Annotated in this window: 18 protein-coding genes; 13 read left to right on the top strand and 5 right to left on the bottom strand. The window is 64.9% G+C overall.

Translation table 11 applies throughout. The features are described from left to right. Nucleotides 1-11: 11 nt before the first annotated feature. The 4 genes from alg8 to SD196_RS21770 all read right to left on the bottom strand — a co-directional run bounded on the left by alg8 (nucleotide 12) and on the right by SD196_RS21770 (nucleotide 5724). The gene (alg8, locus tag SD196_RS21785; protein WP_275612001.1) at nucleotides 12-1496 is read right to left on the bottom strand and encodes a mannuronan synthase; all 1485 of its coding nucleotides are present in this window, start codon (nucleotides 1494-1496) and stop codon (nucleotides 12-14) included. 147 nt (nucleotides 1497-1643) lie between these two features. Then, a complete protein-coding gene (algD, locus tag SD196_RS21780) occupies nucleotides 1644-2954 on the bottom strand; it encodes a GDP-mannose 6-dehydrogenase (protein WP_275608445.1) in 1311 nt (436 codons plus the stop codon). Between the two features lie 976 nt (nucleotides 2955-3930). Then, nucleotides 3931-4710, bottom strand: a complete 780-nt coding sequence (gene yaaA, locus SD196_RS21775) for a peroxide stress protein YaaA (protein ID WP_416310650.1) — start codon at nucleotides 4708-4710, stop codon at nucleotides 3931-3933. A 57-nt stretch (nucleotides 4711-4767) separates the two neighbouring features. Next, nucleotides 4768-5724 (bottom strand): LysR family transcriptional regulator, encoded by a 957-nt coding sequence (locus SD196_RS21770; protein ID WP_275608443.1) that lies wholly within the window; start codon nucleotides 5722-5724, stop codon nucleotides 4768-4770. Between the two features lie 160 nt (nucleotides 5725-5884). Here SD196_RS21770 and SD196_RS21765 point away from each other — a divergent pair, with 160 nt between their 5' ends. The 13 genes from SD196_RS21765 (at nucleotide 5885) to ubiT (ending at nucleotide 18675) form a co-directional block, all read left to right on the top strand. Then, nucleotides 5885-7174, top strand: coding sequence for an MFS transporter (locus SD196_RS21765; RefSeq protein ID WP_343577548.1), 1290 nt, complete (start codon nucleotides 5885-5887; stop codon nucleotides 7172-7174). Nucleotides 7175-7190: 16 nt separating this feature from the next. Beyond that, nucleotides 7191-8420: a Zn-dependent hydrolase gene (locus SD196_RS21760; protein ID WP_343577550.1), complete on the top strand. Its 1230-nt coding sequence runs from the start codon at nucleotides 7191-7193 to the stop codon at nucleotides 8418-8420. Between the two features lie 12 nt (nucleotides 8421-8432). Continuing rightward, the gene (locus tag SD196_RS21755) at nucleotides 8433-9449 is read left to right on the top strand and encodes a histone deacetylase family protein (protein WP_416310649.1); all 1017 of its coding nucleotides are present in this window, start codon (nucleotides 8433-8435) and stop codon (nucleotides 9447-9449) included. Nucleotides 9450-9762: 313 nt separating this feature from the next. Beyond that, entirely contained in the window at nucleotides 9763-11154 is a 1392-nt protein-coding gene (locus SD196_RS21750) for a PhoH family protein (protein ID WP_275608439.1), read from the top strand. A 283-nt stretch (nucleotides 11155-11437) separates the two neighbouring features. After that, entirely contained in the window at nucleotides 11438-11929 is a 492-nt protein-coding gene (moaC, locus tag SD196_RS21745; protein WP_275608438.1) for a cyclic pyranopterin monophosphate synthase MoaC, read from the top strand. Continuing rightward, nucleotides 11926-12174: a MoaD/ThiS family protein gene (locus tag SD196_RS21740; RefSeq protein ID WP_275608437.1), complete on the top strand. Its 249-nt coding sequence runs from the start codon at nucleotides 11926-11928 to the stop codon at nucleotides 12172-12174. Before moaC ends, SD196_RS21740 begins: the two co-directional genes overlap by 4 nt. Before the next feature lie 4 nt (nucleotides 12175-12178). Then, the gene (gene moaE / locus SD196_RS21735; RefSeq protein ID WP_275608436.1) at nucleotides 12179-12631 is read left to right on the top strand and encodes a molybdopterin synthase catalytic subunit MoaE; all 453 of its coding nucleotides are present in this window, start codon (nucleotides 12179-12181) and stop codon (nucleotides 12629-12631) included. 189 nt (nucleotides 12632-12820) lie between these two features. Further along, the gene (locus SD196_RS21730; RefSeq protein ID WP_275608435.1) at nucleotides 12821-14335 is read left to right on the top strand and encodes a C69 family dipeptidase; all 1515 of its coding nucleotides are present in this window, start codon (nucleotides 12821-12823) and stop codon (nucleotides 14333-14335) included. Between the two features lie 135 nt (nucleotides 14336-14470). Continuing rightward, nucleotides 14471-15025 (top strand): molybdenum cofactor biosynthesis protein B, encoded by a 555-nt coding sequence (gene moaB / locus SD196_RS21725; protein ID WP_331319189.1) that lies wholly within the window; start codon nucleotides 14471-14473, stop codon nucleotides 15023-15025. Then, the gene (gene glp / locus SD196_RS21720) at nucleotides 15022-16257 is read left to right on the top strand and encodes a gephyrin-like molybdotransferase Glp (protein WP_416310648.1); all 1236 of its coding nucleotides are present in this window, start codon (nucleotides 15022-15024) and stop codon (nucleotides 16255-16257) included. Before moaB ends, glp begins: the two co-directional genes overlap by 4 nt. Nucleotides 16258-16311: 54 nt before the next feature. Continuing rightward, nucleotides 16312-17307, top strand: a complete 996-nt coding sequence (ubiU, locus tag SD196_RS21715) for a ubiquinone anaerobic biosynthesis protein UbiU (protein WP_331319187.1) — start codon at nucleotides 16312-16314, stop codon at nucleotides 17305-17307. A 10-nt stretch (nucleotides 17308-17317) separates the two neighbouring features. After that, nucleotides 17318-18208: a U32 family peptidase gene (locus SD196_RS21710; RefSeq protein ID WP_331319186.1), complete on the top strand. Its 891-nt coding sequence runs from the start codon at nucleotides 17318-17320 to the stop codon at nucleotides 18206-18208. Further along, nucleotides 18202-18675, top strand: a complete 474-nt coding sequence (gene ubiT, locus SD196_RS21705; protein ID WP_343577563.1) for a ubiquinone anaerobic biosynthesis accessory factor UbiT — start codon at nucleotides 18202-18204, stop codon at nucleotides 18673-18675. Before SD196_RS21710 ends, ubiT begins: the two co-directional genes overlap by 7 nt. Before the next feature lie 3 nt (nucleotides 18676-18678). On the opposite strand, the gene SD196_RS21700 is transcribed toward ubiT, so the two are convergent. Then, nucleotides 18679-19047, bottom strand: a complete 369-nt coding sequence (locus tag SD196_RS21700; protein WP_343577565.1) for a putative zinc-binding protein — start codon at nucleotides 19045-19047, stop codon at nucleotides 18679-18681. Nucleotides 19048-19073 lie beyond the last annotated feature (26 nt).

Below are 19073 nucleotides of genomic sequence, written 5' to 3'. Positions count from 1 at the left end.
ATAGGGGGCGGTCAGACGATGGTCAGCAGTACGGCAACGAAGACGCTGGCCGCGGAAAAGGTCATGGCGCGTGAGGACCAGGTGTTGAACCATTGCTGGAAGCTGGCCAGACCGCGGTCGAGCTTGGTGTTCTGGCGGGTCCACGACTGCTGGTCGAGGCGGAAGAACACGTAGATCTTCACCATGGCGCCGACGATCTGGTTGTAATAAAGAATCAGCGGGTAGGCCGGCCCGATGTGGTGCCCCGACAGCGACAGCAGCAGGGTCAAGATGAATCGGGTGATGCCGATCCACAGCAGGTAAATCAGCAGGAAGACGATGCTGTACTTGATGCTGGCGATGATTGCGGCGACCAGGCCCAGCAGGCAGGTCCACATCGACAGGCGCTGGTCGAACAGCACCACGCTGGTGAACCAGCCCAGGCGTTGCGGGCCCAGGGCCAGGGCGCGGGAGTTCTGCCGCAGGTTGTTGCCGTACCAGCGGAACATCAGCTTGCGGCTGGCCTTGATGAAGCTCTTTTCCGGCGGGTGCTCGACGGTGTTGATCGCCGCGTCCGGCACGTAGAAGGTGTCGTAGCCCAGGCGCATCAGGCTGTACCAGCTGGACTTGTCGTCGCCGGTGAGGAACTGGAAGCGGCCCAGACGCCAGTGGTCGAGGTGATCGCTTTCCACGTCGGCGATGAAGTCCGGGTCGGTGACGACCTGGGCGCGGAACACCGACATGCGCCCGGTCATGGTCAGCACGCGCTTGGACAGGGCCATGGAGCACATGTTGATGTGGCGTTGGGCGAAGCGCAGCTTGTGCCACTCGCTCATGATGTAGCCGCCCTGCACCTCGCAGAATTCGTTGGTGGTCAGGCCGCCGACGTTGCTGAACAGCTTGAACCAGGGCACGGTCTTGCGTACTACGCCGGGCTCCAGCACGGTGTCGCCGTCGATCACCGCGACCACGGCGTGTTCATCCGGCAGGTCGCGGGAGATGGCGCGGAAGCCGTGGGCCAGGCCGTCGCGCTTGCCGGTGCCGGGGATGCGCACGAAGTCGAGCGAAACGTGTTCCGGCGGATTGAGTTTCTGCCACTGCTGCTTGATCAGCACCTCGTCGGACATCTCGACGATGGAGCACACCACGGTGGTGGGATAGCCGCAGGCGATGGCCTCCTTGATCACCGAGCGATAGACCATGGAAGTGGTCAGTGCGTCGATGCGGAAACTGGTGACCATCAGGAATACATGGGATGGATCGGCCGCGTCGCCCATCTTGCGCAGCTTGCGGCGGTAGTAGGGGTAGACGCCATAGAGGAACAGCATGCCGCGCAGGAAGTGCAGGCCGCCCATGGAATAGCGCCAGATGCCGACCGCACCGATCAGTAGCAGGAAGTCCTTGGAGTCGGCGTCGAACACGGTCTTGGGCACTGCCAGCGCCAAAACCATCAGCAGGCTGAGAAAGGCCAGCCAGCCCAGGGCTTCACCGATCACTCGTTTGTAGGTTTCCATGATGAGATCCGTCAGTCGCGTCGTTGGGGCGGTGGAGGCCCTCGTAGGAGCGAGCTTGCTCGCGAACCCGCCTGGCACCGTGGTGTGGCGGAGAGCGTTCGCGAGCAAGGACGAGGTGTCTCCCTCGCTCCTACGAAGAGCCGGTTGCGCTTACCAGCAGATGCCTTCGGCGCGTTCGTCGGTGACGCTCGGCATGAAGCCGATCAGGTCAACGACCTTCTTGCCTTCGGACGCCTTGTTCACCACGTCGACGAACAGCTCGTCGCCATTGCCCAGCACCAGGATGTCGGAGGACTTCACGACGGCATCCAGGTCCGAGACCAGCAGCGAGGAAACGTGGGGGATCTTCGATTCGATGTACTCCTTGTTCGCGCCATGGACGCGGGCGTACTCGACGTTGCGGTCGAAGATCTGCAGGTCGTAGCCCTTGCCGATGAGCATCTCGGCCAGTTCCACCAGCGGGCTTTCGCGCAGGTCATCGGTGCCGGACTTGAACGACAGGCCGAGCAGGCCGACCTTGCGGCTGCCGTGCGCGGCGATGATGTCGAAGGCCTTCTGCACCTGGTGCTGGTTGCTGCGCATGATCGAGCCGAGCATCGGGTGCTCGACGTCCAGCTGGCTGGCACGGTAGGTGAGGGCGCGCACGTCCTTGGGCAGGCAGGAACCGCCGAAGGCGAAGCCGGGCTTCATGTAGTAGCGCGACAGGTTGAGCTTGTTGTCCTGGCAGATGACATCCATCACCTCGCGGCCGTCGACGCCCACCGCCTTGGCGATGTTGCCGATCTCGTTGGCGAAGGTGACCTTGGCGGCGTGCCAGACGTTGCAGGTGTACTTGATCATCTCGGCGACCTCGATGGTCTTGCGGATGATCGGCGCGTCCAGTTCGCGGTAGATCTCTTCCAGCAGGTCGCCGGTCTGGGCGTCCAGTTCACCGATGACGGTCATGGGCGGGAAGTCGTAGTCCTTGATCGCGGTGGATTCGCGCAGGAACTCCGGGTTGGTGCCCACGCCGAAGTCGACGCCGGCCTTCTTGCCCGAGCAGTCTTCGATGATCGGGATCACCACGTTGTTCACGGTGCCCGGCAGTACGGTACTGCGCACCACCACGGTGTGGCGGTCTTTCTTCTCGCGGATGGCGTAGCCGATTTCGCGGCAGACCGATTCGATGTAGCCCAGGTCCAGGTCGCCGTTCTTCTTGCTCGGCGTGCCCACGCAGATGAACGACACATCGGTGTCCAGAACAGCTTTCTTGAAGTCGGTGGTGCCCGACAGGCGAGCGGAACGGATGCCCTGCTCCAGCAGCGATTCCAGACCGGGTTCGACGATGGGCGACTTCCCTTTGTTGATCAGATCGATCTTGGTGGTGGAAACATCCACCCCGACGACTTCGTGGCCTCGTGCGGACAGGCAGCCGGCACATACTGCGCCAACATACCCAAGACCAAAGATGCTGATTCGCATCGCATTCACCTCGTTCAATTGTCGAGCTTTCAAAGTTGCCCCGAAGGGCGGTTTATTTCGTTTGCCCCGCAGGGCACTTTATTCAGGCTGAAAGAATCCGCGGAAGGCACACTCAGGTGTCCTCCGTACTTCCTCCGGTTAGGCAGGGAAAGTAGTGCTAAACTTCAGAGCACTGTCTTTGGGCAAATTTCAAATACTTGCCCCGTTATGTTTCAGGCGGATTTCACTGTGTGTTCATTTCCGCGCTGATGTGCTCCGGTTTGCTTTGATGATTGCCTTCATCATCTAAAAGTTCAGTTTTTTCATGTGCTTGCGATTGTTCAATGCCAATTGGGAATTATCGTTAGAACAAAAGAGCCCATGTCATCGATGCACTTCGGTGATCTGCATCAATGATCGTTGCGGAAATAGGATTTATCCCGAACAGGGTTAGTTCCTTCCACTCATCCCATCCCTGAAATCTTTTGAAATATCCAAATGACATCATTTGATGCCGCAGTAATGGCAAAAGGGAAGTCGTTCTGGAGTGTATCGGTGCAGTGCAATCTGCAAGGTGTGGAAAAGTTCAATTGAATTTTCGGTGAAATTCGACCGCGCGTCGCCTTCAATAGGTTCGTTCAGCTGCCGTTCAGCTTTCTCCATTGCAAGTTGCAATCGTGAAATGCACGTCATGGCCATGGGCTGTTAGTGGCAATTGAGAGGCTTGGGGAGGGCAAATCAGGGAGGTTTTCTTGCCACGAACGGCAGGTCGGGGGTCGAAAAAAAATCTCACGATTTTTCCCGAAGCAGACGAACGGCTATACAGACCCTATGAACAGTAAGGTCAATCGGGCGTTTTTTGAGCAAGAAATAGACAAGCCAGCCCCCTTTGGCTGACTCATTTCATGGTCAATGGCTTACAGGCGACTTGGCATCAGGCGGAGAGGCAGGGCAGGAACGGCGGGAGGGGAGCCCGATGGGCTCCCGGCAGGGCGGGTCAGTCTTCGGGGTGATCGCGCAGGAACACCAGCTGATCCGCCTTGGAGTGCTCGGCGTTATAGAAGTAGCCGGCATAGTTGAAGTCCTTCAGGCCCTCGGGGCTTTGCAGGCGCTCCTTGATCACGTAGCGCGCCATCATCCCGCGAGCCTTCTTGGCGTAGAAGCTGATGATCTTGTACTGGCCGTTCTTCAGGTCCTTGAACTCGGTGTCGATCACCCGCGCGTTCAATGCCTTGCGCTTCACCGCGCCGAAGTACTCGTTGGAGGCGAGGTTCAGCAGTACGTCGTCGCCCTGCTGGGCCAGGGCTTCATTCAGCCAGCCGCTGATGCGTTCGCCCCAGAAGGCATAGAGGTCCTTGCCACGGGCGTTGGCCAGTCTGGTGCCCATTTCCAGGCGGTAGGGCTGCATCAGGTCCAGCGGGCGCAGCACGCCATAGAGGCCGGACAGCATGCGCAGGTGGCGCTGGGCGAAGTCGAAGTCGTCCTCGCTGAAGTCCTCGGCCTGCATGCCGGTATAGACGTCGCCCTTGAAGGCCAGCAGCGCCTGCTTGGCGTTGGCCGGGGTGAACTCCGGGTGCCAGCTGCCGAAGCGTGCGGCGTTCAGGCCGGCGAGCTTGTCCGACAGGCTCATCAGCTCGGCGATCTGCGCCGGCGACAGTTCCCGCAGGATGCCGATCAGTTCCTGCGCATCATCCAGGTGCTCGGGCAGGGTGAAGCGCTCCGTCACCGGGGCGGTGCCGTAGTCCAGGGTCTTGGCGGGGGAAATCACCATCAGCATCGTGCGGTCTCCTACAAGCGAGCGGCGATTGTAAGGAGTCGCAGGCGTTGGCTCCAGCTATGGGGACGATAGGAGGCGCTGCTCCACCGGCACCTCTTCCATGCGTTTGAGCAGCTCGCCGAGGAAGCAGCGCTCAGCCTGAGTGTGCTTCTGCTCGCGATTCCACAGCAGGTGGATGTCCACATCGGCCACGCCGTCTTCCGGCGGCAGTGCCCACAGCCGCCCCATGGCAAGGTCGTCGGCGACGATGTGGTGGGGCAGGCAGCCGATGCCAAAGCCGCAGGTCACCAGGCGGCGCACTTCCTCAAGGCTGGGAGAGGAGGCCACCAGCTTGCCGGTGAAGCCCTGCTGGTCGCGGAAGATGGTCAGCGGTGAAAGCACTTCACCAATCTGGTCGCTGGTGAAGGTGACGTAGTCCTCACCCTGCAGATCGGCCAGGTGCAGGTCGCGGCGGCCGTAGAGCGCGTGGTGGCGGCCGCAGAGGAACACATAGCGCTGGCGCAGGAAGGCACGTTGCTCGAGGCGCGGCGAGGGTTGGCGGCACAGGGCCAGCCCCAGGGTGGCGGTCTTCTGCTGCAGCGAGCTGAGCACGTCGGCGCTGCGCATCACCTCTACATCCAGTTCCACGCCGGGGTGAGCGCGGTGGAAGTCGCAGAGGAACTGGTCGTAGAAGTCCGACTGGATGCGGCTGATGCTCAGCAGGCGGACCTTGCCCACCACCTGGTCGGCCGGCTGCTCCAGAGCGGCCGCCAGGCGCGAGACGTTGCCGTTGATGTCGCCGGCGATGCGCAGGATTTCCTCGCCCAGCGCGGTGATCTCGAAGCGCGGCCCGCGCCGTTGTACCAGGGCCGCGCCCAACTGCTCCTCCAGCCGCCGCAGCGCCTGGCTGACCGCTGGTTGGGTCAGGTGCAGGCGTGCGGCGGCGCGGCTGATGCTGCGTTCCTGGCCAATCACCAGCCAGGTGCGCAACAGGTTCCAGTCCAGGCGGTCATTGAGGAAGCGGCCGAGTTCCATGGGGGGGCTCCGGTGAAAGAATGCTCCTATTATAAGCAGGGTTTATTCTTTGAATAACGATTAGAAAATTGACTGATTATCAGGTGAGGGGCGATAACGTCCCGGTGCGCCAGAGAGCGCCCAGCCCGCCTAAAACAATCGACAAGATCGGGAGCCTGAGATGTCCCAGCCCGCACCCCAGCCGGTTCGCGCCGCCACGGCCGCGTTCATCGGCACCATGATCGAGTGGTACGACTTCTATATCTACGCCACCGCCGCCGCCCTGGTGTTCGGCACGCTGTTCTTCCCCTCCGACAGCCAGTTCCTCAGCACCATGGCTGCCTTCGGCACATTCGCCGTGGGCTTCTTCGCCCGCCCGCTTGGCGGCCTGATCTTCGGCCACCTGGGCGACCGTATCGGTCGCAAGAAGGCGCTGCTGGTCACCCTGGTGATGATGGGGGTGGCCACGGTCTGTATCGGCCTGCTGCCCACCTACGGACAGATCGGGTTGCTCGCGCCGGTACTGTTGGTCCTGTTGCGCATCGTTCAGGGCATCGCCGTTGGCGGCGAGTGGGGCGGGGCTGTGCTGATGGCCGGCGAACACGCGCCCAGCGGCCGGCGCACCTTCTTCGCGTCTTTCGCCCAACTGGGCAGCCCGGCCGGGCTGATCCTCTCGCTGCTGGCGTTCAAGGCGGTGACCAGCATGGACAGCCAGGCCTTCCTCGACTGGGGCTGGCGTCTGCCATTCCTTGCCAGTTCGGCGCTGTTGCTGGTGGGCCTGGCGATCCGACTGGGTGTCAACGAGTCTCCCGAGTTCGCGCGAATCAAGCAGCAGGCGCGGCAGCACAAGCTGCCGGCGCTGGAAGTCGTGCGCACGGCCTGGCGGCCGCTGTTGCTGTGCATCGGCGCCAACACCATCGGTATCGCCGGGGTCTATTTCACCAATACCTTCATGATTTCGTACACCACCCAGAACCTGGCCATCGACCGCACACTGATCCTCGATTGCCTGTTCTATGTGGCGATCATCCAGTTCTGCGTGCAGCCGCTCGCCGCACGCCTGGCCGAAGCCATTGGCGCGGCGCGCTTCCTCAAGCTGGCGGCGCTGCTGGCGGTGGCTTCGCCCTACCCGATGTTCCTGCTGGTCAGCCAGGGCCATGCGCTGGCGATCGTTCTCGGTATCGCCACCGCCGTGGTGTGCATGTCCAGCTTCTACTCGGTGATTGCCGGCTATGTCAGCGATGTGTTCGACACCCGCGTGCGCTACTCGGCGATTTCCATCGCCTACCAGGTCTGCGGCGCCATCGCCGGTGGCCTGACCCCACTGGTCGGCACCTGGCTGGCGCACCGCTTCGAGGGCCAGTGGTTGCCGCTGGCGCTGTTCTATTCCCTGCTGGCCGGCCTCTCGCTGCTGTGCATCGTCGGCCTCGACCGCCGTCTGCGGGTGCGCGCCGCGCCGGCCACCGTGTGATTTCCAGGAGACTGCAATGCTGAAGATCGATGGCGCTCGCCTGTGGGCGAGCCTGATGGACATGGCCGGGGTCGGTGCTACCGCGCGTGGCGGCTCGCGCCGGTTGGCGCTCAGCGAAGAGGATCGCGCCGGCCGCCAGCTGTTCGAGCGCTGGTGCCGTGAAGCCGGCCTGAGCCTGCGTCGTGACCCGGTGGGCAACCTGTTCGCCCGTCGTGCCGGGGCAGACGACAGTCTTGACCCGGTGGTCATGGGCAGTCACCTCGACACCCAGCCCGAGGGCGGCCGCTTCGACGGCGTATACGGGGTGCTCGCCGGGCTGGAAGTGCTGCGTAGCCTGAATGACCAAGGCATCCGTACCCGCCGCCCATTGGAAGTGGCGGTCTGGACCAACGAGGAAGGCGCTCGCTTCACGCCGGCCATGCTCGGCTCGGCCACCTTCACTGGCGCCATGCCGCTGGATGCCGCGCTGGCCTCTCGGGATGCCGAGGGCGTGAGCGTCGGCGAAGCGCTGCAGACGCTTGGCTGGCAGGGGGACCTGCCGTTGGGACGGCGCCTGGATTCCTATTTCGAGGCGCACATTGAGCAGGGGCCGATCCTGGAGGACAACGGCATCGATGTCGGGGTTGTCACCGGCGGCCAGTCGATTCGCTGGCTGGACGTACGCGTCAGCGGCCAGGCCGCCCACGCCGGTACCACGCCGATGCCGCTGCGCCACGACGCGTTGTTCGGCGCTGCCGAGATGATCCAGGCCCTCGAAGCGTTGGCCCAGCGCTTTGCGCCCCACGGGCTGGTGACCGTCGGCCAGCTGGAAATTGCCAAGTCCTCGCGCAACACCATCGCCGGCCTGCTGGACTTCACCATCGACCTGCGCCACCACCGTGACGACGTGATCGCCGCGATGGAGCAGGAGGCTCGCGCGCTGCTCGAAGCAATCGCCGCACGCCGCGAGCTGACGCTGCAGATCGGTGTGCACTGGATCAGCCCGGCCACGCCCTTCGACGCCGATTGTGTCGGCCACGTGCGCGAGGCCGTGCAGAGCCTGGGTTATTCGCACCAGGACATCGTCAGTGGCGCCGGCCACGACGCCATCCACCTGGCGCGCATGTGCCCGACCGCCATGGTGTTCATTCCCTGCGTCGGCGGCCTGAGCCACAACGAGGCCGAGGACGTGATCCCCGAACAGGCGACCCAGGGCGCCGACGTGCTGCTCAACGCCGTGCTGGCCCGCGCCGGCCGTGACGACTGACAGGAGATAGCCATGCTGACTTTCTTCCATCCAGATCAACTGCTGCACCTGCCGCGCAGCTATTTTTCCCGCGGCCAGATGCGTACCCCTCAAGAGATCCCGCAGCGTGCCGAATGCCTATTGAAAGCCGTGGGGGAACTGGGCTTCCCGATCGTGGCGCCAGCTGACTTCGGTCGCGAGCCGTTGCTGGGGGCACACAGCGCGGCATACCTGGACTTCCTCGAGCACGCCTGTGCACGCTGGCACGAGGTGCCGGAGGACTGGGGCGACGAGGTGATGTCCAACGTGTTCATTCGCGAGGGTAATCCGCTGCGTGGAATTCTCGCCCAGGCTGCGCGTTATCTCGCTGATGGCAGCTGTCCGGTGGGCGAGCATACCTGGCGGGCGGCGTACTGGTCGGCGCAAAGCGCCGTGGCGGCGGCGAGAGTTGTACGCGATGGTGCTCCGTCCGCCTATGCGCTATGCCGCCCGCCGGGTCACCACGCGCGGGAAGAAGCAGCCGGTGGCTTCTGTTACCTGAACAACGCCGCTATTGCTGCCGCCGAGTTGCGTGCGCGTTTCGACAAGGTCGCCATCCTCGACACCGACATGCACCACGGCCAGGGCATCCAGGAAATCTTCTACGGCCGCGATGACGTGCTCTATGTCTCGGTGCATGGCGACCCGACCAACTTCTACCCGGTGGTCGCCGGTTTCGACGACGAGCGGGGGGAGGGGCAGGGCGCAGGCTTCAATGTCAACCTGCCGATGGCTCACGGTGCCAGCGAGGAGGAGTTCTTCGCGCAGGTGAAAACAGCGCAGCAGGCGGTCCGTAAGTTCGGTGCGCAGGCGCTGGTGCTGTCACTGGGCTTCGACATCTACAAGGACGATCCGCAATCGAAAGTGGCGGTGACTACCGAAGGCTTCGCCCGGCTGGGGCGCGAGGTCGCGGCGCTGGGCATGCCGACGGTCATCGTGCAGGAGGGCGGTTATCACCTGCAGACGCTTCAGGCCAATGCGCAGGCGTTCTTCGGTGGGATGATGGACTGATCGGCCAAAAAACAGCCAACGCAAGGCGGGAGGCAGGACTTTTAAAACTAGCGCTGTCCGGAGCCCCCGCCAAGGTATTTTGTCGTGTGGCGAAAAAAACTGTTCTGAGAAAGAAAAAGACTTTTTATCGTCATGTTTTTTCCTGTATTTCTGGAGTCGTAGACCGCCGAACCCTGCAGACAGGTGGCGGCCCCGGCCCGTCCCCTTGTATGCAGTGCTCTCGTGCCCCGGTAGCGAGAGCAGGCGGCTCACCGCGCGGCGGAGCGCTGTAGTGGCATTCCGTCGTAACGCCCCCAGAAGAGGTGAACCGCGTATGGATGACCATGGACGCTCCAGCCCGACCCAGCCCACCCTGTACGTCCTCGATACCAATGTTCTGATCCACGATCCAAACGCCTTGCTGAACTTCCAGGAGCACCATGTCGCCATCCCGATGACGGTGCTGGAGGAACTGGACAAGCTCAAGACCGGTAAGCACACCGTGGCTGCGGAATGCCGCCAGGCGATCCGCCTCATCGATTCGGTGCTGGGCGAGGCGACGCCCGAGCAGGTGGAGGATGGCGTCCCCATCCAGCGCGGCAAGAGCGGCCCCTGCGGGAGCCTGTCGATCCTCATGAGCAAGCGGGCCGAGCCGATCACCTGGCTGCCCGAGCACCTCAACGACAACAAGATCATCAACCAGCTGGTGGAGCTGAAGAGTCGCCACAGCAGCAAGCGCGTGGTGCTGGTCACCAAAGACATCAACATGCGCCTGAAGGCGCGCGCCTGTGGGGTGTTCGCCGAGGACTATCACACCGACCAGCTGGTCGATGACGTCGCAATGCTGTCGCGTGGCTATCATTCGCTGTCCGGTTCGTTCTGGGACCGCGTGAGCAAGGTCGAGACCCGTCAGGACCACGGGCGCACCTGGCATCGCGTGCAACTCACCGACAACCTGCCGGCGGTGCACATCAACGAGTTCATCGTCGACGAGCAGGGCTTCGTCGGCTGGATCAAGGGCATCCAGCAGGATGAGCTGCTGATCCTCGACCTGCACCAGGAGCCGCTGCTGCACCAGGAAGCCTGGGGCCTGCGCCCGCGTGACATCTACCAGGCGCTGGCCCTCTATGCGCTGCTCGACCCGGACATCCACCTGGTCAACCTGTCCGGCGCCGCGGGCTCGGGCAAGACCATCCTGGCCCTGGCCGCCGCCATCGAGCAGACCATGGTCAGCAAGCGCTACCGTCGCATCATCGCCACCCGCAGCGTGCAGGGGCTGGACGAGGACATCGGCTTCCTGCCGGGCACCGAGGCAGAGAAGATGGAACCCTGGCTCGGCGCCATCACCGACAACCTGGAGGCGCTGCATTCGGACGACGAGTGCACCCATGGCAGCGTCGACTACATCCTCAGCAAGGTACCGCTGCAGTTCAAGTCGCTGAACTACATCCGCGGCCGCAGCTTCCAGCAGAGCCTGATCCTCATCGACGAGTGCCAGAACCTCACCCCGCACCAGATGAAGACCATCATCACCCGCGCCGGCAACGGCTCGAAGGTGGTCTGCCTGGGCAACCTGGCGCAGATCGATACGCCCTACCTGTCGGCGACCAGCTCGGGCCTGACCTACCTGACCGAACGCTTCAAGGACTTCCCCCACGGCGTGCACGTGACCCTGCAAGGGGTGCCGCGCTCGGTGCTGGCGGAGTTTGCCGAGGCGCATCTGTAACTCACCAAGGCCCGCCAATCGGCGGGCCTTTTCTTTTCAGGCCGGGGTGTTCGCGAGCAAGGACTGGGCGTCTCCTTCGTCCCGTGCGCGCAGTAACAACCGGTACGGCTCTTCGTAGGAGCGAGCTTGCTCGCGAAGCCGTCCGGCGCCATTGCCTAGCCTGTTCATACCTCTTTTTGTATACAATCCTCTCCCCAACGCGCCGCCCGTCGTACTGCCGTCGACGCGCCCCGGGGTTACACTGTTCCTTTGATCGTCCGCATTCTCCGGAGAGTTCCCGCCCGTGCTGACCCATCTCGATTCCCAAGGCCGCGCCAACATGGTCGACGTCACCGAAAAAGCCGTGACGTCCCGTGAAGCCGTGGCCGAAGCCCGGGTGCGCATGCTCCCGGCGACCCTGCAACTGATCCAGGACGGCGGCCACCCCAAGGGCGACGTGTTCGCCGTGGCGCGCATCGCCGGCATCCAGGCGGCGAAGAAGACCCATGAACTGATCCCGCTGTGCCACCCGCTGCTGCTCACCAGCGTCAAGGTCGAGCTCGCCGCCGAAGGCGAGGACACCGTGCACATCGTCGCCCGCTGCAAGCTGGCCGGGCAGACCGGCGTGGAGATGGAAGCGCTGACCGCTGCCAGCGTCGCCGCGCTGACCATCTATGACATGTGCAAGGCCGTGGACCGTGGCATGACCATCGAAAGCGTGCGCCTGCTGGAAAAGCTCGGCGGCAAGAGTGGCCATTACTTGGCGACAGATAGCGTGGCAGGAGACACCCCATGATCCGCGTGCAGTACTTCGCCCGCTACCGCGAAGCCCTGGGCCTCGACGGCGAGCAGCTGAACTGGAGCCAGTCCCTGGCCAGCCTCGACGACCTGCGGCGCCTGCTGCTGGAGCGCGGCGGTTCCTGGAGCGTGCTCGGCGAACAGAACCTGATGTGCGCGCGTAACCAGGAGCTGTGCTCCCTGGACGAACCCCTCGCCGATGGCGACGAGGTGGCCTTCTTCCCCACCGTTACCGGAGGCTGAGAGCATGGCGATCCGCGTGCAGCCGGCGGCGTTCGATCCGGGCGCCGAACTCAATGCGATGCATGCCGCCAACGTCGGCGTCGGTGCGGTGGTCGGCTTTGTCGGCTACGTGCGTGATTTCAACGACGGCCGCGAAGTCGGCGGGATGTTCCTTGAACACTACGCCGGCATGACCGAGAAGGCGCTGGAGAAGATCGCCGTGGAGGCCAACCAGCGCTGGCCGCTGCTGCGCCTGGAAATCCTCCACCGTATAGGCCGCCTGGAGCCGGGCGAACCCATCGTTTTCGTCGGCGCCGCCAGCGCCCACCGCCAGGCGGCATTCGACGCCTGCAACTTCGTCATGGACTACCTCAAGACCCGTGCGCCGTTCTGGAAGAAGGAAGACACCAGCGAAGGCCCGCGCTGGGTCGAGGGCCGCTGTAGCGACCAGGCTGCCGCCGAGCGCTGGAAAGGCTGAGTCCATTCGTCGCGCCTGCGCCCTGAAGAGGGCGTGAGCGCGGGGCTTGTCTATGCTCAGGGGCGATGCCAGGGAGGTGTCGTTGCTCTACGCCAAGGAAGCGTTCCGCGCCACGTTGTACATCTCCTGGCTCCAGCGCCGTGCCGGTGAATGCCGCCACGGCGGAATCGCTCGCCAAGGAGATTCCCCATGTACAAGCCCCATTTCGCGCTCAAGGCGCTCACCGCCGCCCTGCTGGTCGGCGGCCTCTGCCAGAGCGCGCTGGCCTGCACCACCATCATTGCCGGGCGCAAGGCCACCGCCGACGGCTCCGTGCTGGTCGCGCGCCTGGAGGACTACACCTACAACAACCACGCCAAGCGCTTCGTCGTGGTGCCGCCGCAACAGTACAAGGACGGCGACACGCTGAGTTTCGACAACGGCGTCAGCGTACCCGCGCCCAAGTCCGGGATGCGCTACACCGCCATGCGCGACTGGAACGGCGACCAGCGCGGCGCCCTCGGCCCCTGGAGCGAGTTCGGCGCCAACGAAGCCGGCGTGATTCTCTCGGCCACCAACAGCACCGAGCCCAACGAGAAGGCGGCCAAGGCAGACCCTCTGGTGGCTGACGAGGGTGGGGTGATCGAGGCCATCCTGCCGGACCTGATCCTGCCCCAGGCGAAGACGGCCCGCGAAGGCGTGGAGCTGCTGGGCAAGTACGTCGAGACCCTGGGTGCCGGGGAAACCAACGGCATCCAGATCGCCGACGACAAGGAGGCCTGGCTGTTCGAGATCGGTTCCGGGCACCACTGGATTGCCGTGCGCGTGCCGGACGACGGCTACGTGGTGATGGCGAACGGCATGCGCGTGCACGACGCCGACCTCAACGACAAGGCCAATGTCCAGAGCAGCGCCGGCATCGCCGAGTTCGCCGAGAAGCACCAGTTACTGGAGAAAGTCGACCCGGCGAAATTCAACTTCGCCAAGGCCTTCGGCATCGTTGGCGACGCCTACAACGTCGACCGCGAATGGCTGGTGCAGAACAAGCTGGAGCCCGGCCGCAAGCAGGATATCCGTCAGCAGCAGTATCCCTTCTATACCAAGCCCGAGAAGCCCATCAGCGTCGAGCAGGTGGCTGCCATCCTGCGCATCGACAGCTACGCCGGTACGCCGCTGGACGGCAAGAAACCGGCCGGCGACCAGAAGCAGCGGCCGATTGCCATGGAGCGCAACGTCGAGGCACACATCCTGCAGGTTCGCCCGCAGATGCCCAAGGGTTTGCAGGTGCTGTCCTGGCAATCGCTGGGCAACGTGCGTGATGGCCTGCTGCTGCCGTACTACCTGGAGAGCCTGCGCGGCACGCCGCGGGTGTTCCAGCAGGGCAGCGACGACTTCGACGAGCACTCCGCCTGGTGGACCTTCCGTAGCCTGACTTCGCTCGCCCACGCCAACGACAAGCAGTACATGCCCTTGCTGCACGGCTGGCGCGACCGCCTGGAAGGCAGTCTGCGTGCCGCGCAGCCGGCCCAGGACGAGATGCTCAAGGCCCTCGCGCAGAAGGACGGCGAAGTGGCCCGCGCCGCCGCCGAACGCTTCAGCAACGGCACCGCGCTCTGGGCCCTGGACCAGGCGGGCGTGCTGCGCGCCAACATCCTCACCGACCTGACCAAATCCACCGAGCAGAACTACAGCCCCGAGGAGCTGGAGAAGATCAAGCATCTGTAGGGCTTTGACGGACGGTACTGCCCCGCACGCGCCGGGGCAGTACCTCCTAGGAGGAATGGGCGGTATCCGCGAACGGGCGCAGGCTGGCGCCAGCCCTTTTTCGCTCTTATTCGCCCTTCTTTGGAAAGCCCCTCCATGAGCCATCTCAGCACCCAGGAATTCCAGGCGCTGGAGATCGCTGTCCTCACCGTCAGCGATACCCGCAGCCTGCACAACGACACCTCCGGCCAGGCCCTGGTCACCTCCCTGCAGCGCGCCGGCCACGCCCTCGCCGAACGCCGGCTGGTCATCGACGACATCTACCAGATTCGCGCCGTGGTCTCGGCGTGGATCGCCGACCCCAAGGTCCAGGTCGGCCTGATCACCGGCGGTACCGGCTTCACCCTGCGCGACAACACTCCGCAAGCGGTCGCTCCGTTGCTGGAACGCACCGTGGACGGCTTCGGTGAACTCTTCCGGCAGATTTCCCGCGAGGAAATCGGCACTTCCACCCTCCAGTCCCGCGCCATCGCCGGCATCAGCAACGGCACGCTGATCTGCTGCCTGCCCGGCTCCACCGGCGCCTGCCTGACCGCCTGGGAAAAGATCCTGGTGCACCAGCTGGACAGCCGCACCAGGCCCTGCAACTTCGTTCCCCATCTCAAGCGCCTGCCCGAGCGCCCTGTGCTGGCCTGCGGTACCCGGTCATGAGCGGCTGCGGCTGTTCCGGCGCCGGCCTGCGCCCGGTGGACGAAGCCATTGCGGCACTGATGGACTTTGTCCCCGTGGCGCCGCCGATCGTGCGCGTCGACCTGGATCACGCCCTGGGCCGCGTACTGGCCGAGGACATTCATGCGCCCATCGACCTGCCGCTGTGGGACAACAGCGCGATGGACGGCTACGCCCTGCGCAGCGCCGATCTGGGCCTCGCCGGCGCGCGGTTGAAGATCGCCGGCACCATCGCCGCCGGTGAGGCCGCGCAGGCCGAGCTGCAACCCGGGCAGGCCATGCGTATCTTCACCGGCGCGCCGCTGCCGCCGGGCGCGGACAGCGTGGTCGCCCAGGAGGACTGCGAGGTCGATGGCGACTGGCTGCAGGTCCCCGTGGTCGAGCACGGCAGCCATGTACGTCGCCGCGGCGAAGAACTTTGCGCGGGCGATGCCCTGCTCAGCGCCGGGAAGAAATTGCGCGCCCAGGACCTCGGCCTGCTGGCCAGCGTCGGGTTGGATCGCGTCAGCGTGTACCGTCCGCTGCGCGTCTGCCTGTTGAGCAGCGGCGATGAGTTGCGCGAGCCGGGCGAACTGCTGGCGCCGGGGCAGATCTACAACGCCAACCGCTTCAGCATCGGCGCGCTGCTGCGTGGCTGGGGCATGGAGGTGCATGACTACGGCGTGCTCGCCGACACCCTGGCGGCCAGCCGCGATGCCCTGAGCCTGGCCGCCTCCGAGTGGGACGTGCTGATCACCAGCGGCGGCGTTTCCGTGGGCGACCGCGATTGTCTCAAGCAGGCGATCCGCGAACTGGGCGAGCTGCACCTGTGGAAGCTGAAGATGCAGCCGGGCAAGCCGCTGGCCTTCGGCAGCATCGCCGGCAAACCGTGGATCGGCCTGCCGGGCAACCCGGCCGCAGCGCTGGTCACCGCGCTGGTGGTGGCCCGTCCCTTCCTCTGGCGTGCCCAGGGGCGCAGCGACGTGCAGACGCTGCCGGTGACGTTGCCGGCTGGCTTCGACTGGCCCACGCCCAATTCACGCCGCCAGTACCTGCGTGCGCGTCTGGAGCTGGGTGATGCCGGCGTGGCGCGCATCTGCCTGCACCCGCAGCAGGGCTCGGCCATGCTGCGCGCGGCGAGCTGGGCCGATGGCCTGGCGGTGGTGGAGGCCGGGCGCACCTTGCACGCCGGCGAGCCGCTGCCCTTCCTGTCTTTCAGCGAACTCGGCGCCTGACGCCGTTCCCGGCCGCCGGCGGGGCCGGCGGCCTTCGAAGTGTCCGGGGGAAGCATGCAACTGGTCTGCCCGGCGGGAAGTCTGCCCGCCCTGAAATCGGCCCTGCGCGAAGGCGCCGACGCCATCTACGTCGGCTTTCGCGACGACACCAACGCCCGGCACTTCGCCGGTCTCAACCTCGATGACCGCCAGCTGCGCCAGGGCGTGGAACTTATCCACGGCGCCGGCAAGCAGATGTACGTGGCGGTCAACACCTACCCCGGCGCCGCCGGTTGGGCCCGCTGGCAGCGTGCGGTGGACCATGCCGCCGACCTGGGCGTGGACGCACTGATCGCCGCCGACTGCGCGGTGCTCGGCTACGCCGCCAAACGCCACCCGAACCTCTCGCTTCACCTCTCGGTGCAGGGCTCGGCCACCAATGTCGCGGCGCTGGCCTTCTACCACGAGCGCTACGGCATCCGCCGCGCCGTGCTGCCGCGCGTGCTGTCGCTGGCGCAGGTGCGCCAGGTGGCGGCGAACAGCCCGGTGCCCATCGAAGTCTTCGCCTTCGGCAGCCTGTGCATCATGGCCGAAGGGCGCTGCCATCTGTCGTCCTATGTCACTGGCGAGTCGCCGAATCTCTGCGGCGTCTGCTCGCCGGCCAAGGCGGTGCGTTGGAGCGAGGAGCCCGAAGGGCTGACCTCGCGGCTCAACGACGTGCTGATCGACCGCTATGCACCAGACGAACCGGCGGGCTACCCGACCCTGTGCAAGGGCCGCTTCGTGGTCAACGGCGAGCGCTTCCATGCCCTGGAGGAGCCCACCAGCCTCAACACCATCGACCTGATTCCGCAATTGGCGGAAATCGGCGTGGCGGCCGTGAAGATCGAGGGCCGCCAGCGCAGCCCGGCCTATGTCGAGCAGGTCACCCGCGTCTGGCGCCAGGCGCTGGATTCCTGGAAGCGCGCGCCTGAGAGTTACCGCACGCTGACCCAGTGGCAGGAAGCCCTGGACAAGCTTTCCGAAGGCCACCAGACCACCCTGGGCGCCTACCATCGTTCCTGGCAGTGAGGGCGTCGTGATGAAACTGAGCTTAGGCCCGGTGCTGTTCTACTGGGACCGCCGGACACTCCTGGATTTTTATGCGCAGATGGCCGAACAGCCGCTGGACGTGATCACCCTCGGCGAGACCGTCTGCTCCAAGCGCCGTGCACTGTCGCTGGATGACTGGCTCGGCCTTGGCCGTGAGCTGCAGCAGCAGGGCAGGGCGCAGATTCTCGTCTCGGGATTGGCGCTGATCGAGGCGGCCTCGGAGCTCTCCGCACTGCGCCGGCTGTGCGGGAACGGCGAGTTGCAGGTCGAGGCCAACGACATGGGCGCGGTGCAGATGCTCTCCAGCCTCGGCGTCGAGTTCGTCGGCGGCCCTGCGCTCAACGTCTACAACGGCCACACGCTGGCGGAACTGCACGCAGCCGGCCTGCGCCGCTGGGTGCCGCCGGTGGAGTGCTCCGGCGAGCAGATCCACGCGGTAATCGAGCAGGCCCGCGAGTTGGGGATCAGCGAGGTGGAGACCGAGGTGTTCGCCTACGGCCACTTGCCGCTCGCCTACTCGGCGCGCTGCTTCACCGCTCGCGCGGAAAACCGTCCCAAGGACGACTGCCAGTTCTGCTGCATGAACTACCCGGAGGGCATGTCGATGCTCAGCCAGGAGGGCGCACCGCTGTTTACCCTGAACGGTATCCAGACGATGTCCGGCGAGGTCAGCAACCTGCTGGCGGACTACGCCTCACTGCGCGACTGTGGCGCCGATCTGCTGCGTCTGAGTCCGCGCGCCGAGGGCATGGTGGAGGTGGTGCAGGCCTTCGACCGCGTACGCCAGGGTGCCACGCCGCCGCTGGCGGTGGAGGGTTGCAACGGATACTGGCATGGCCGTCCGGGCATGCTGCGCAGTGATGAGGTGAACCTGTGCTGAATCTCGAAGCCGGCGCCCTGCGTACTGCCGATTGCCTGTTGCCGCTGGCGGCGCGGGTTCCGTCCGGACTTCAGCACGCGGTATTGCAGCGCGCCGCCAACCGGCTGTTCGCCGAAGCGCTGGCTGACGGCGCTTTCGATATCCTCGACGGCCATTGGCTGCGGCTGGAAGTGAGCGATCTCGGTTTGGCCTGGAGCTTCACCCATGACCGCAACGGCCTGCGCTTTGCCGACGCCTGTTCGCCCAGCGTGACCATTCGGGGCAGCTGGCGCGACTTCCTGCTGCTGGCGGGCAGGCAGGAAGACCCGGACACGCTGTTCTTCCGTCGCCGCCTGGTGATCGAAGGCGATACCGAACTGGGGCTGGCGGTGAAGAACCTGATCGACAGCCTCGACCCTGACAGCCTGCCTCCGTGGTTGTGGAATGCGATGCGCCGCGCCAGCCGGGCGGTGCAGGAAAATGCGTGATCATCAGGCCGAGGTGCGTACGAGGAACTGCAGTTCCTCGTAGAGCATCTCGAAGTCCTGTACCGGCGCGTCCTGGCCGTAGCGTTTCTTCAGGCCGTATTCGGTGAGGGTGATTTCGTGTTCGGCCTTCACCCCATGGCGTGCCAGGCAGTTCTGCACGCAGTGCAGGTGGCAGCCGTCCACGGCGATGATTCGCCGACCTGAGCAGGCCTTCTTCACCAGCGCCGGTACGTCGCCGCCTACGCCAGCGATGCAGGACATTTCCGCCAGGCCATCGCGGTCCAGGCGCAGGGCGAGGTCATTGGCCAACTGCGCGAGGTTGGAGCAGCCGGAGCAGGAATAGACGAGGGGCAGGTGCGGCGAGGGCGGCATGGGGACCTCCTGGGTGAGTTCCGCAG

This window comes from Pseudomonas macauensis (assembly GCF_047902425.1).
Lineage (GTDB): Bacteria > Pseudomonadota > Gammaproteobacteria > Pseudomonadales > Pseudomonadaceae > Pseudomonas.
This window is presented reverse-complemented; position numbering and strand designations above follow the sequence as displayed.